The following is a 13,022-nucleotide window of genomic DNA, read 5'->3' on the forward strand; positions in this document are numbered from 1 at the left end:
AACATTACGCTCCCTTTTTGGTTTTTTGCTTTTAAATCATCGTGATTATTTTAAGAAACGGTTATAAACAAACAACAGAATAAATGCGCCTAGTGTTGCGGTAATGATACTACCAATGTTGACGCCAGTTGCTCCGCCGAAACCGAGAATGCCGCCAAGGAAGCCACCGACAAATGCCCCTGCAATACCAAGTAACATTGTTGCAATCCAACCGCCCCCATCTTTTCCTGGCATGAGCCATTTAGCAAGTGCGCCGGCGATTAAGCCCAAAATAATCCAAGAAATAATACCCATGAAAACTCCTTAATGCCTTCTTGATCAATTGAGTAATGGAAACTTGTTTAAGGATAGAACAGTAAAACGAAAGTAGTTGAATATCTCCACCGTTATGTGGGAAGGATGCAAGATCTTCTCAAAACTTGAACTTTTGCGTTGAGAAGAGTATAAATCGCCCCCTAAATTCCCTTGGTGAGACCTGAAGTATGAGCACTCCATTTTGGCAAAGTAAATCGTTAGAGCAGATGACAGAAGAGGAATGGGAATCTCTCTGTGATGGTTGTGGCAAATGTTGTTTGCATAAGCTGATGGATGAAGATACCGATGAAATCTACTATACCAATGTGGCTTGTAGCTGGCTGAACAGTAAAACGTGTTCATGTAAGGATTACCCAAACCGTTTCACTTCGGGTGAAGAGTGCACCAAGCTGACCCGAGAAGACATCGACGATTTTACTTGGCTGCCACACACGTGCGCTTACCGTCTGTTGGCTGAAAAGCAGCCTTTACCAGAATGGCATCCGTTGATTACCGGCTCTAAGTCCGCAATGCATGCGGCAGGGGAAAGTGTCCGTAACAAAGTTGTTTACGAGATTGATGTGGTGGATTGGGAAGACCACATTTTAAATCATCCCAACCGTCCTTAGTCGAATAAAAACAAGCCTTTCATTGATTAAATGAAAGGCTTGTTTGCTATTGGGGCTCCCAACTTTGACGTCTCGCTAACGAAATGCTGCTCAGTTTATTATTTAGTGTTGTAAACTTAGGAGTATGATTTCAACGCTTTACACTTCTATTCCTGATTGTTTTGATCAGGATTGTTCCCTATGAGGTAAACATGACGTTTCATTTCCCCCAGAAACTGCGCCTGACATCTTGGGTGACATTATTCGCACTTGCCGTCATTATGTTCTCCCCAATCGCTGTTCATGCGACTGCTACTGACGATATCCAAGAGCCTTCTGCTGCCGAAATCTCGATTGACAACTTGAACCGAGAGATTGTGGATTTATCCCAAAGCCTCTCGCAAGCGAGTGGCGACGAGCGTGACGCCCTTCAACTGCAACTATTCCAAAAGAATGAAGAATTAAGAAGCCAGTTAGCGTCAGCGATTGAACGTGAAACTATCTCTCGCGACAAGCTGATCTTGCTAGTTAAAAAACAAGAACAATACTCTGAGGACGCGACGAACTATCTATCGGAAAAAATAAAGAAAGTCGTCGAGGATTTAAATAAGGCTAAGGATGAAGAGAAGCTTGCTCTTGTTAACGATTATCGAGAGCTACAGCGTTATCTTGATGTTAGCTTCGATTCGAGCTGGCAAAATCTCGCTTGGTTGAAGGAGCTAGGGGCCCAAAACGAGCGCGCAGAAGCGGAACTAAAAGATAAAATTGATAAACGTATGCGCTTACTGTCTGCTTCAATTGAGTACTTGAGTCAGCAAAGTGAGATCATTGGCTCCCAACTTTCGTCTAGCCCAGAGTCGGAAAAAGCGTCGTTGCAACTTAGTCAGCTCATTACTAAACAAAGGCTAAATATTGCGACAGAAAGCTTACGCAACCTGATTTCAATTGGTGATAAAGTCGGTTTAGAAACGTCTGAATACAAACGCCAAATTTTTGAAGTGACGGGTAATATCACCCATGATTTACTGAATACCAAAGTTGTGTGGTCAATACTGAGTCACTGGTCCAACTCGGCACTGGATTGGTTTGCCGAGAATGCACCGCAGCATATCTTCCAGTTGTTTGTTTTTGCGCTGATTTTATTGATCGCTCGCGGACTGGCTAAGTTAACTCGCAAAGTCGTCCGTAAAGCAGTTGCATCGAAAAACTTAAAACTTTCCCACTTGATGCAGGACTTCTTTATCTCGATGTCCGGCAAATTCGTGTGGGTGATCGGTATCATGGTGGGCTTATCTCAGCTTGGTTTGAACCTAGCGCCAATCCTAACCGGTTTCGGTATTGCTGGTGTGATTATTGGTTTCGCGTTGCAAGACACGTTATCCAACTTCGCGGCGGGTATGATGCTGCTTATTTATCGCCCATTTGATGTTGGTGATTTTGTGTATGCTGGCGGTGTGGATGGCAAGGTAAGCCATATGAGTTTGGTGAACACCACAATCCGTACGTTTGATAACCAAATTATTATTGTGCCTAACAGCAAAATCTGGGGAGATGTTATTAAGAACGTCACGCATGAACGCATTCGCCGCGTGGATATGGTCTTTGGCATTGGCTATGCGGATGACCTCTTAAAAGCGGAGTCAGTATTGTCTGATATCATTACCTCTCACCCTTCGGTACTTCGCACTCCAGAGCCAATGATCAAAGTTCATACATTAAATACGTCTTCTGTAGATTTTATTGTGCGTCCTTGGGTAAAAACGGATGATTACTGGGATGTATACTGGGATGTGACAAAAGAGGTGAAACTACGCTTCGACCGAGAAGGTATTTCGATTCCTTTCCCACAACAAGATGTGCATTTGCATATGGTGGAGAAGCAAGACGCTTAATCACAGGTCCCAACTAGTGAAAGGCACTCTAGATAGAGTGCCTTTTTTGATCTTCGGTTAGCGCTATAGTTACAGTTCGTTAAAGAACACCAGTTTAGGCTCGCATTCTAACAAGTTGTCGATCTGGCTAATCAAAAGAGCAAAGTGTTCTGTTTTACCATGAAGCTCAAATGCTTGTTGGTTTTTAAATTGCTCCTGAAAAACGAAGTGGCATGTATTGTCTTTATCTTGGAACAATTGATAACGAACGCAACCTTCTTCATTGCGAGTAGGTTCAAGCGCTCGGGTAAGTACCTCTTTCAACTCTTGTTCTTTTCCCGGTTGTGCATGAAAGGTAGCCGTCAAGTGAATCATAATGTTTACTCTTTTTGTTATAGGTAACGCCCTTGGCGTTGCAGGAACTCAATTTTGTAACCATCAGGGTCGGTTACAAAAAAGAACGTTGCTAAATGCTTTTGTTGATGGTCAAAGGCTTTGATGTCACCAGTTTCAATGCCGAGAGATTTAATGCGTTTGTGGGCTTGTTCAATGTCCTCCACGCTGACGGCAAGGTGGCCGTAACCTGAGCCGTGAGTGTAGGGCTCACTTTGGTCGTGATTGTGCGTCAGTTCCAATTCAAAGCCAGTTTCTTGGTTGGCTAGATAGGTTAGAGAAAAGCCATCAAAGATGTATTGATCAGCGACTTCTAGTTCAAGTACGTCACAGTAAAATTGTAGAGAGCGGTCCAGATCACTTACTCGGATCATGGTGTGAATCATTTTTGTCATAGGTACTCCTTGATAGTCCGCACAGGTTAGCGATTTCAAAAGGAGTCTGGGTAGTACTCTAGTACGACAAATTAGAAGATGCTCAAGGGTTTATAATACGGATGCATAGCCTAGGATGGTTATTGCTCGGTTGGTTGCTATTAACTGTTAAGTTGCGCAAGTGCTTGACGAGTGGTCTCTTGAGGTTGGCGGGCGTAAGTGAGGCAAGCGCATCGAAGTAAGGAGGCAAAGTTGTTCACTTCACCATTGTATTCGAGTGCTTCTTGATAAACAGTGCTTATGAATTTAGGAACCGTCATGTTTTGAGCACTAGCGATTTCCTCAAGAATTGTCCAAAAGCTCGCTTCAAGTTTTACACTGGTCGCGTGACCATCAATACGGATAGAGCGGGTGATGAACTGATAGTTGTCTTGGGGTTGCTTAGCAAAGATTTCGCACATTTTCTTTATTCATATAATTAAAGACCCATAATTATTGTGGTGTACGATTTAAAACGTCAACTGTTTTCATGCATAAAAAAACGCTCCCTTGCGAGAGCGTTGAAACATCACGAGTTGTGAAGTAAGTGCAAGTTGATTATTTAATTTGTTGCTTCAAGTACTCGCCTAGTTGCGAGTGGTGCATGATTTTTGATACCGGAAGGATAGTTTCTGCAGGTCCCCAAGCAAATACGTTGACAGGAGTATGCGTATGAGTACCCGTCCCCCATACTGTGTTTTGCTTTGTTGCATGCTCACGCGCTAGCAAGTTGCCACGGTCGTTGTAAGGAAAGAAAGCATCAAAGTCATTGATTGTCGGTACGTTCTCTTCGCTTAAGTATTTGTGTCCAGCGAGTCGGTATGGATTTGGTTTACTTGCTAATACGCGTTCTGCTTGCTCAGGCGTAATCGAAAAATCGCTATTTGCGTTCACGACTTCCGCAAACTTCTCTGGAGTTTGCTCTTTCTTATCAAGCGCTTGGAATTCACTGATCATGCCGTAGTAACTTTTCTTTTGGTTGTATAAACCATCGAGGATCTCGAACTGACCAAAGTTGAAGTTTGGCGCGTAATCCTGATTTTTGAATGCTTCGCCGTCGCGTTTTTGTGGTTTAGGCAAGTTTGCTGATGAGTAGCTAAAGCCAAAAGAGCCGGTTTCGTGGTCAGCAGTAACAATGATCAGGGTGTCATCACGGCCTTTTGCCCACTCATAAACTGAGTTTACCGCTTCATCGAATTTAAGCATTTCATGCAGCATCGTACCTGCATCGTTACTGTGGCCAGCCCAGTCAATTTGGCCGCCTTCAACCATCAAGAAAAAACCGTCTTTGTCTTTTGAAAGAATGTCGATTGCTTTGGTGGTCATTTCTTTCAGCGATGGCTGCGTGCGTTTTGGATCGTTTTTGCTTTGACTGTAGGCAATACCATCGCTCATGCCCGAGTAAGCAAAAAGTCCAAGTAATTTGTCACCTTTAGCTTGTGTGAGCATATCGCGGCTGAAAGCTAAGCTATAGCCTTGGTCTTGCGCTTCGGCAAGCAAGTTGCGTTCGTCTTTGCGTTTCGATTTTAGGTAGACATTACCTTGAGTGAGCTTTTCAAGTTGCTCGTATGTCTCTCCCTTGTCGTTTGTCGACTTTGGAATCCAATGACGAAGTCCACCAGACATCATCACGTCTACGCCTGTTTCGAGCATATCCGCCGCAATATTGTTTTCTAGGGAGCGATGTGGTTGATGAGCGGCAAATGCTGCTGGCGTTGCGTGGGTCATACGCGTATCAGAGACGAGCCCTGTCGCTTTACCTTTACTTTTGGCTTTTTCCAAAATAGTTTCGACATGGTTGCCTTGGCTATCAATGCCAATGACTTCAGAAGCGGTAGGGATTCCTGTCGCTAGCATCGTAGCTGAGCACGCAGAGTCGACGACAATTGCGTCTTCTGGATTGGTCAGTGATGATCCAATCACACCTTCTTGAGAGAGTTTGTATAACGCTGTGCTTTCGCCTTTGTAAACCGAGTTAGGTGCGTGTTTTGCGTAGGTCTCGAGTAAACCAACTTGTTGAGGACCCATGCCGTCGCCGATCATCAAAATGACGTTTTTGATTTCAGCTGAGAGTGCGTTGAAAGAGAGGGTAGATGCAGCCACTGCCGTAACGATTGGAGATACTAAGCGCTTCATTATATTTTCCTTGTTTATTGAAAGCGCAGGCATTAAAGCAATGATTTATGAAGGTTTTGTGTCGGTAATAAAAGTTTAACCAAATTGTCGTTTTTGTTTGGTTTTGCAGAAAAAATGAGTCGCTCTCTAACGTTCGTTAGTTTGGAAAGAAGAAAGCCCACAAACGTGGGCTTGGATTACGCTTAGGAGTTGAAAGCATGGACTAAAGTTATCCATTCAGTGCCTTCACAAGAAACCTAGTTTAGGGAGCAATAAACGAGCATGTATTATCGGGCCACAAGAGCGGTCGAATTCACTTACGTTTGCATCATATCGTTCTTTGGCTTATTAAATTATGGGCTGCAGTAAGTGTTTGGTTCAAATAGGATTTGTTGTCGTGACGATTATCAGACTGGTTATCAGACTAATGCCAGTATGATGCCACCAACGGTAAGTGCCGCAGAAAGGTATTGACCCGCAGAATATGAGCCATCCTCTTCTTTCTCGATTTTATCGGGGTGATCCATGCCAAGCGCACCATGCGTGAAAGATTCGACCTTTTCACCAACAGATTTATCTTCTGCTTCTATTTTCTTGCTGTCGTGCTCGATTTGTTGCAGAGCGGCAAGTAGCGCTTTGCCTTCGGTCGAAAGCGTCACCTTATTGTGTTCGACTTTCAGCGGCGAAGCACTAGTTTCTTCTTGTGCAATACTTGCTTGTTTAGAGGCGACAGATTGTTTGGCATAGCTATTAACAGAAGTGCTTCCTACTGGATTCATCGAATACTCCTTGGAACATCGACACTCGGTCACTGAGTGCGGGTAAAAAGCAGTTATATTTTTATCGGCGGCAAAGTTTATTTCTGAAGCTATTTGGATAAAAACAGGTCTGCTTTTGCCGCTTCTAGTTTCTATTGGTGATCATTAGCAAAAAATAGACCAGCAGGAAGCAGACCCTTGTCACTCGATGAACTCGGAGCGGTGTGATGATGCAACGCAACGACAAGGTAGTAACTTAAATTGAAGACCAGCTACTTACATTGAAGATCGTTATTGCGTTTAGTTAGATGTTGATATGCCGCCATGCGGTGAGCATCTTGTACATACCGTACTGGTGGTGCGAGAACCTCTAACTGATAGTCTGTATTATCAGAAAGCACGTTATCTGTTGGGCTAATTACAACCACTTTTAAGCTCGGGTTGCGGCTTAAGATTGATGCTGCCGTACCCAACCCTTGCTCGGTGTGAAACTTGCCTGCAACATGGACAACCTGAGCGCCTGGGTTGTCGTCTAGGTAGCTAACGATAGATTCCGCCATAGTTTCATCCCAAGTAACTTGAGCTGCAAACTGTTTTTCCGTCTGCTCTGGCTTACCGTGATGCATGGATGCCATGAACTTTTCTTTGTACGGACTACTACCAGTGTTGATGGCTTGTGCAATGAACATCCGCTGATCATCATCGAGCTTGTTAATGTAATCTAGCCCTTGTCGACCAATGCATCGGACAATGCTCTTTGGTGCATTTGCTGCAATGATCGGGAGATTTTTCTGCTTAGCAAACTCCACGAGAGGGCGATAGTCGCTTTCATAATTGGGCCAAGCGTTGGCTTGTTTCATTAAGTACTGTTCGCCGATCTCCCCACGTAGGTAAGCGTCAACAACAGGTTGTTTGTCGCGGGTAAATTGTTCCATAGATAACGCGAGTGAGCGGTCGTAGGACGTAAGTTGTTTGAGCATATCGGTTTGAAAGCGATGAACGCCGGCGTGTGTGTGCCATTCACCAATAAGAATGACATCTGCTTGTTGCAGCTCAATTGGCAGTTTGCTTAGAGCGATGTGCTCGCCAGAAGGGGTGTATAGTTGGTAGTCGTAAAAACTAGTGACTTCCGCTGAGGTTGCGTGAGAGTCGGTGTGCGTATATGAAGAGCAACCAGTAAGTAAGCCTGCAAAGAGCAAGCTCAAAGTAGAAAAGCGCATTGAAAAGCCTCCAAAAATGTCCGGATGATATTAATGGAGGCTGAGCAATGAATCAATATAAATGATAACTATTTGCGTTTGTTGTTTTTTTGACTTATTAATTGAGTGTTTTTTTGCGATATACACGCAACATAAAATCAGCCTCACATTGGAAAAGTGTAGCGGATTTCAACTCTTCACGAAGAGCATCGGTTGCTTTCCATGCGAATGGCGTCATTTGCAATAAATCGATTGCGGCTCCGTTTTTCAAGTCCATAACATAGTTAAGATGCTGCTGGTGCTCTAATTCAAACCCTTCAATATGTTCTGGTTCTTCATTGTGAAGACGAACTTCTTGATAAATGCGCTCACGCAGTTGGTATAAGTGGCGGCTAGCAGGAGTAACCGTGACAACAACGCCGTCGTTTTTTACAACGCGCTGCAGCTCCTCAGCTTTACACGGGGCATAAATGCGCAAAATGGCATCTAAGGATTCATTTGCGAAGGGAAGTCGGTGACTAGAAGCCACACTAAAGTTGCAGTGCGTGTAACGCTTCGCCGCGTAACGAATGGCAACTTTGGAAATGTCTAAGCCATAAATCGTGGCATGGTTCGCTTGTGTTTCTATCGTCTTTTGTACTTGATCTGTGTAGTAACCTTCACCACAACCAATATCTAATAATTGATGGGTGCTCCCCTCAGTGTATGTTGCACACAGCTGCGCCACTTCTTGGCGCATTGGGTTGTAGTAATCTCCTTCGAGGAATCGACGACGAGCTTGCATCATCTCTTTGTTGTCACCAGGATCTTTAGAACGTTTGTGGTGCGCTGGCATCAAGTTAACGTAGCCTTCTTTTGCTAAGTCAAACTGATGATTGTTTTCGCACTTAAACGTTTTTTCATTTAACGCTAGAGCTTGGTGGCATAGAGGGCATTGATAGTTCATGACGATCTCGAACAGAAAGTAGGGCGGCAAATTCTATCAAAAAGCATGGTCTCAAGTGAAACAAAAAGAGCCGACTGGGTCGGCTCTTATTAAGTATTAGTGGAAGAAGTCGACTTGCTCTTTCAAGTTTCGTGCTTGTTGTTGAAGTTCAATGGCACTTTGCGAGGTTTTTGCGCTCGTGTTGCGGCTTTCTCGGTTAAGTTCACTGATAGAATGGGCATTTGCTGCAATTTCTTGTGAAACTTGAGCTTGTTCTTCTGAAGTCGCTGCAATGGCGTCGGCTTGAGAGGCTATCGACTGCACTTGTACTGCGATGGCTTCTAATGCTGTGCCCGCGTCTTGTGCTTTGTCCAAGACCTGGTTTGCACTGCGTTGGCTGTCTGTCATCATATTAACTGCATTATGAGTCGACCCTTTTAGTTTCTCGATAATTTCCACGACATCCTGAACTGAGCTTTGGGTTCGGTGCGCAAGTGTGCGCACTTCATCTGCTACAACTGCGAAGCCACGACCTTGTTCACCTGCTCGTGCTGCTTCAATGGCGGCATTCAAGGCAAGTAAATTGGTTTGCTCAGCAATTTCATCAATCATTTTAGTGACGGTTTGAATACTCTCGCTATCGCGATTTACTTGCTCGATAGCCGTTGCTGATTGATCCAATTGATCGTTAAGTTGAGCAACGTCGATACATACGCCTTCAACAATCGCGAGACCAGACTGGCTATCGGTATTTGCTGAGCGTACGTTTTCCGCAATGCTTTCGACTTGTTGTGCGACAGATTGAGCGGAAGAGGCCATTTCTTCAATCGCTGTCACAACTTGCTCGACTTCTTGTTGTTGTCGGTCGGCTTGGGTCAAATTGCTATGTGCATCGTTGGCAACGCTGGTGGAGTTGCTCTCCACTAAGTCGCTTGTTGAACGGATCTTACCGACAAGTTCATTGAGCTGACTTGCCATACTGGCGACACCTGAGCTCAGGTTCGTAATTTCATTCTTTGATGCTTTACGAGACGCTGGGATGCTCAAGCTGACTTCGCCGCCGGCTAAGCGAGTCATGTATGAGTTTAGAGTCGTGAGAGGTTGTAAGCTGTGATTCAAGAAAAGTGTCAGTACAACAAAAGTAATGATTGCCGCTACCGAAGAAATGATGGCAATGAGTGTGAGAAGCGTGTCGCTACCTTTTGTAACTTCTTTGATAAACGTACCGCCTAGCAGTTTCCAGTTCCAACCTGGAACCTCTGTGTAGACAAGATACTTTTCGCCTACGTTACCTTGGTACTCGAAAGGGTAGCGAATTAATCCACTAGATTGTTCGAAAATCTGACCAAAAGGCTTGTGACCATTGTAGTCGGCGACTTCTAGTATTGACGAATCTGAGCCGCTTTTTGCTGGATGAAGTAGGTATTTACCAAGATTGTTTTCGTCGTTATCAACGATAATGGTGTAACCAGTGTCGCCCCATTTTATCTCTTCGAGTGCATCGAACAAGGTTTGTGTCGCTTGGTCTACTGGTAAGCCAATAAACGATAGGCCTGCTACCTTTCCTGTCGCATCTTTGATTGGGGCATAGTAGGTAATGTAGCGCTCGCCATACAATTTAATTTGAGCGTAATACGGTTGTCCTGCTTTAAGTTGCTGATAACCAGGATGGTTGATGCCTAGCGTGGTTCCGACCGCTCGTTGACCTTGTGGATCTTTTAGGGAGGTGGACACCCGAATAAAGTCGTCACCCAACGGTGCGAATAGCGTTGCTATAGCGCCGGTATCACGTGTGAAACTGTCGACCAACTTGGTGTCATTAATTAAGCTTTCACTGTATTGAGTGATGTTTGGTACTTCATGTCCCATGAAGTCAACCGTGTAATTTTCGACATAGACACCGGCAAGGTAGCCATTGCGAAAAGTAGATTCGAGGACTTTAGCGGTGTGCAGGTAAGCATCGAATTGGCCAGCAATGGTTTTTGCCATTGATTCTACTTTAGATTGGTGTTCTTTCAGTGTGCTTTCCAATAGAACATCGGAAGCGTTGCGGTAAACAAGCGCGGCAATACTGCTGAAAGCAATGAATAGGCACAAAGTGATCACCAGTTTCAACTGGAATCCGACACTTTGATTTCGGTATCTCTCTAACATAGACTAATTCCTGATATTTTTATTATTTATGAGTTTTGTATCGGTATGCTATCGGTTTATATGATCAATTTTTTTGATATTTATTAATGAAACCGTCAAAAGTGACCAGTAACCAATAAGTTAGTAAAGATAGGACCATCTAAGCAGAGCTTTTATTACAAAAAAAAGCCGGGTATCCCCGGCCTTTATATGGTGATTCTTACTGCGCTGAAATGACAGTGACAAGTTCATGTGTCTCACCTGGTTGGAGCGTTTGACCTTGCTCAATACTTGGTGCATGAACAGCAGACTCCACACACAACATGGTTTGATAACCATCGTCAGCCATGTCACCCATGCTTTGCGCACCTTCTGCCCAAGGGTTCCATAATACTGCTGAGTTGTGGCCTTGGTTGTGTACGCTTAGCGTACGATCCAATACCGGGTCTTTTACCAAAATTTTCGCTTCTGGTTGCGTGTAAACGCGATCAATCGTGTCAGTTAGTTGTAGAACATTACCACCTTGGCATACCGCATCAGCTTTCAAGCTATCAATGTACTCGGCACCCATGCCTGTCGTTTGTGCTTGCTTAATGTCTCCAACGTTTAGGTAAGTATGTAATGCGCCAGAGAAGGTCCAAGCCTCGTCATCAATGTTCATGACTTTGAGCGTCACTTTTAGCTCATCGCCCACTTCAATCACCAAACGAGCGTCAAACATATGGGGCCAAATATCGTGGATTTCTTCTGTCGGGAACAGAGCAAGTTCAACAATCACACCGTTATGGTTCTCACGATGTTCAACCAACTCCCATTCTGCGGTGCGGGCAAAGCCGTGAGCTGGAGCAGCAATACGCCCAAACCAAGGCCAACAAACCGGAATACCACCGCGAAGAGCAGCTTTACCATCGAAGACAGCTTTTTCGCTCATCCAGATCAGATCTTCTTGACCTACAGGCGTGAACGACACGACATGACCACCGTGTAGCGAGATGCCTGCCGTCGCTTTGTCATGAATCACGCGGACGATTTTTATCTGATCAACTTCAACGATAGTGACGTTATCAGATAGCACCGTTAGGGCTGGGAGAGTTTTTAAATCCATGTGTAGTTTCCTATCGCTGGGGGAGAGCTTTTAGACGCGCTTCGCACATTAAATGCAACATCGAGCCTGCATTCTCTCAAATTCCAGATACAAAAAAGGCGACTCTAGAGCCGCCTTTTCTTTAACGAAGTTATTCGCTAATTGCTAACTTTCTAATTACTTAGAGATGTGAGCGATTAGGTCTAGAACTTTGTTTGAGTAACCGATTTCGTTGTCGTACCAAGATACAACCTTAACGAATTTGTCAGTTAGCGCGATACCAGCTTTAGCATCGAATACTGAAGTGCAAACTTCGCCGATGAAGTCTTGAGATACAACTGCATCTTCAGTGTAGCCTAGAACGCCTTTTAGTTCGCCTTCAGAAGCTTCTTTCATCGCTTTACAGATGTCTTCGTAAGAAGCACCGTTAACTAGGTTAACAGTTAGGTCAACTACAGAAACGTTAGCAGTTGGTACGCGGAAAGCCATACCAGTTAGTTTGCCGTTTACTTCTGGAAGTACAACGCCTACAGCTTTAGCAGCACCAGTTGAAGATGGGATGATGTTTTGAGAAGCACCACGACCACCGCGCCAGTCTTTAGCAGAAGGACCATCTACAGTTTTTTGAGTTGCTGTAGTTGCGTGAACTGTAGTCATAAGACCAGATTCGATACCGAACTTGTCGTTAAGAACTTTAGCGATAGGCGCTAGACAGTTAGTAGTACAAGAAGCGTTAGAAACGATGTCTTGACCAGCGTAAGTGTCGAAGTTTACGCCGTTAACGAACATTGGAGTAGCGTCTTTAGAAGGACCAGTTAGTACAACTTTTTTCGCGCCAGCAGTGATGTGCTTACGTGCAGTCTCGTCAGTTAGGAAAAGACCAGTTGCTTCAGCTACAACGTCAACACCGATTTCGTCCCATTTTAGGTCTTCAGGGTTGCGCTCTGCAGTAACACGTACAGTTTTACCGTTAACGATTAGGTTACCGCCTTCAACTTCAACAGTACCGTTGAAACGGCCGTGAGTTGAGTCATACTTAAGCATGTATGCCATGTAATCTACATCGATAAGGTCGTTAATACCTACTACTTCGATGTCGTTGCGCTCTTGCGCTGCACGGAATACGAAACGACCGATACGGCCAAAACCGTTAATACCTACTTTGATAGTCATTATAGTTGCTCCACAACTTAATTTCTGATTAAAGATAACTGGTAGTAAAATTACAG

13 protein-coding genes are annotated in these 13,022 nt (G+C 44.4%); 2 read left to right on the forward strand and 11 right to left on the reverse strand.

The window, feature by feature from the left end:
- Positions 1-45: 45 nt before the first annotated feature.
- A complete protein-coding gene (locus R8N46_RS10305; RefSeq protein WP_005380625.1) occupies positions 46-294 on the reverse strand; it encodes a GlsB/YeaQ/YmgE family stress response membrane protein in 249 nt (82 codons plus the stop codon).
- A gap of 188 nt (positions 295-482) precedes the next feature.
- Here R8N46_RS10305 and R8N46_RS10310 point away from each other — a divergent pair, with 188 nt between their 5' ends.
- Positions 483-923, forward strand: coding sequence for a YcgN family cysteine cluster protein (locus R8N46_RS10310; RefSeq protein WP_005384948.1), 441 nt, complete (start codon positions 483-485; stop codon positions 921-923).
- Between the two features lie 191 nt (positions 924-1,114).
- A complete protein-coding gene (locus R8N46_RS10315; protein WP_115386217.1) occupies positions 1,115-2,794 on the forward strand; it encodes a mechanosensitive ion channel family protein in 1,680 nt (559 codons plus the stop codon).
- A 69-nt stretch (positions 2,795-2,863) separates the two neighbouring features.
- On the opposite strand, the gene R8N46_RS10320 is transcribed toward R8N46_RS10315, so the two are convergent.
- From R8N46_RS10320 to gap, 10 genes are all read right to left on the reverse strand, one after another.
- Positions 2,864-3,148, reverse strand: a complete 285-nt coding sequence (locus R8N46_RS10320; RefSeq protein WP_005384942.1) for a putative quinol monooxygenase — start codon at positions 3,146-3,148, stop codon at positions 2,864-2,866.
- A 17-nt stretch (positions 3,149-3,165) separates the two neighbouring features.
- Positions 3,166-3,561 carry a VOC family protein gene (locus R8N46_RS10325; protein WP_005380685.1) on the reverse strand — a complete coding sequence of 132 codons (396 nt, stop codon included), beginning with the start codon at positions 3,559-3,561 and terminating at the stop codon, positions 3,166-3,168.
- A gap of 140 nt (positions 3,562-3,701) precedes the next feature.
- Entirely contained in the window at positions 3,702-4,001 is a 300-nt protein-coding gene (locus R8N46_RS10330; protein WP_005384938.1) for a ribbon-helix-helix domain-containing protein, read from the reverse strand.
- A 136-nt stretch (positions 4,002-4,137) separates the two neighbouring features.
- Positions 4,138-5,715, reverse strand: a complete 1,578-nt coding sequence (locus R8N46_RS10335) for an alkaline phosphatase (protein WP_318098461.1) — start codon at positions 5,713-5,715, stop codon at positions 4,138-4,140.
- A gap of 398 nt (positions 5,716-6,113) precedes the next feature.
- Positions 6,114-6,473 carry a hypothetical protein gene (locus R8N46_RS10340; RefSeq protein WP_005380688.1) on the reverse strand — a complete coding sequence of 120 codons (360 nt, stop codon included), beginning with the start codon at positions 6,471-6,473 and terminating at the stop codon, positions 6,114-6,116.
- Between the two features lie 251 nt (positions 6,474-6,724).
- Positions 6,725-7,672 carry a ChaN family lipoprotein gene (locus tag R8N46_RS10345; RefSeq protein ID WP_115386216.1) on the reverse strand — a complete coding sequence of 316 codons (948 nt, stop codon included), beginning with the start codon at positions 7,670-7,672 and terminating at the stop codon, positions 6,725-6,727.
- Between the two features lie 97 nt (positions 7,673-7,769).
- The gene (gene rlmA, locus R8N46_RS10350; RefSeq protein ID WP_005380691.1) at positions 7,770-8,597 is read right to left on the reverse strand and encodes a 23S rRNA (guanine(745)-N(1))-methyltransferase; all 828 of its coding nucleotides are present in this window, start codon (positions 8,595-8,597) and stop codon (positions 7,770-7,772) included.
- A 96-nt stretch (positions 8,598-8,693) separates the two neighbouring features.
- Positions 8,694-10,730: a methyl-accepting chemotaxis protein gene (locus tag R8N46_RS10355; RefSeq protein ID WP_033907353.1), complete on the reverse strand. Its 2,037-nt coding sequence runs from the start codon at positions 10,728-10,730 to the stop codon at positions 8,694-8,696.
- Positions 10,731-10,929: 199 nt separating this feature from the next.
- Positions 10,930-11,814, reverse strand: coding sequence for a D-hexose-6-phosphate mutarotase (locus tag R8N46_RS10360; protein WP_025767193.1), 885 nt, complete (start codon positions 11,812-11,814; stop codon positions 10,930-10,932).
- A 156-nt stretch (positions 11,815-11,970) separates the two neighbouring features.
- Positions 11,971-12,966 (reverse strand): type I glyceraldehyde-3-phosphate dehydrogenase, encoded by a 996-nt coding sequence (gap, locus tag R8N46_RS10365; protein ID WP_005380697.1) that lies wholly within the window; start codon positions 12,964-12,966, stop codon positions 11,971-11,973.
- Positions 12,967-13,022: the final 56 nt, after the last annotated feature.

It is taken from the genome of Vibrio sp. 1874, assembly GCF_033344395.1.
Lineage (GTDB): Bacteria > Pseudomonadota > Gammaproteobacteria > Enterobacterales > Vibrionaceae > Vibrio > Vibrio alginolyticus.

What these genes read in the sequence shown, in the direction of transcription:
- R8N46_RS10340 (WP_005380688.1), bottom strand. Translation starts at nt 6,473, where the DNA reads ATGAATCCAGTAGGAAGCACTTCTGTTAATAGCTATGCCAAACAATCT.
- R8N46_RS10315 (WP_115386217.1), top strand. Translation starts at nt 1,115, where the DNA reads ATGACGTTTCATTTCCCCCAGAAACTGCGCCTGACATCTTGGGTGACA.
- R8N46_RS10345 (WP_115386216.1), bottom strand. Translation starts at nt 7,672, where the DNA reads ATGCGCTTTTCTACTTTGAGCTTGCTCTTTGCAGGCTTACTTACTGGT.
- R8N46_RS10325 (WP_005380685.1), bottom strand. Translation starts at nt 3,561, where the DNA reads ATGACAAAAATGATTCACACCATGATCCGAGTAAGTGATCTGGACCGC.
- R8N46_RS10355 (WP_033907353.1), bottom strand. Translation starts at nt 10,730, where the DNA reads ATGTTAGAGAGATACCGAAATCAAAGTGTCGGATTCCAGTTGAAACTG.
- R8N46_RS10310 (WP_005384948.1), top strand. Translation starts at nt 483, where the DNA reads ATGAGCACTCCATTTTGGCAAAGTAAATCGTTAGAGCAGATGACAGAA.
- R8N46_RS10320 (WP_005384942.1), bottom strand. Translation starts at nt 3,148, where the DNA reads ATGATTCACTTGACGGCTACCTTTCATGCACAACCGGGAAAAGAACAA.
- R8N46_RS10305 (WP_005380625.1), bottom strand. Translation starts at nt 294, where the DNA reads ATGGGTATTATTTCTTGGATTATTTTGGGCTTAATCGCCGGCGCACTT.
- rlmA (WP_005380691.1), bottom strand. Translation starts at nt 8,597, where the DNA reads ATGAACTATCAATGCCCTCTATGCCACCAAGCTCTAGCGTTAAATGAA.
- gap (WP_005380697.1), bottom strand. Translation starts at nt 12,966, where the DNA reads ATGACTATCAAAGTAGGTATTAACGGTTTTGGCCGTATCGGTCGTTTC.
- R8N46_RS10360 (WP_025767193.1), bottom strand. Translation starts at nt 11,814, where the DNA reads ATGGATTTAAAAACTCTCCCAGCCCTAACGGTGCTATCTGATAACGTC.
- R8N46_RS10335 (WP_318098461.1), bottom strand. Translation starts at nt 5,715, where the DNA reads ATGAAGCGCTTAGTATCTCCAATCGTTACGGCAGTGGCTGCATCTACC.
- R8N46_RS10330 (WP_005384938.1), bottom strand. Translation starts at nt 4,001, where the DNA reads ATGTGCGAAATCTTTGCTAAGCAACCCCAAGACAACTATCAGTTCATC.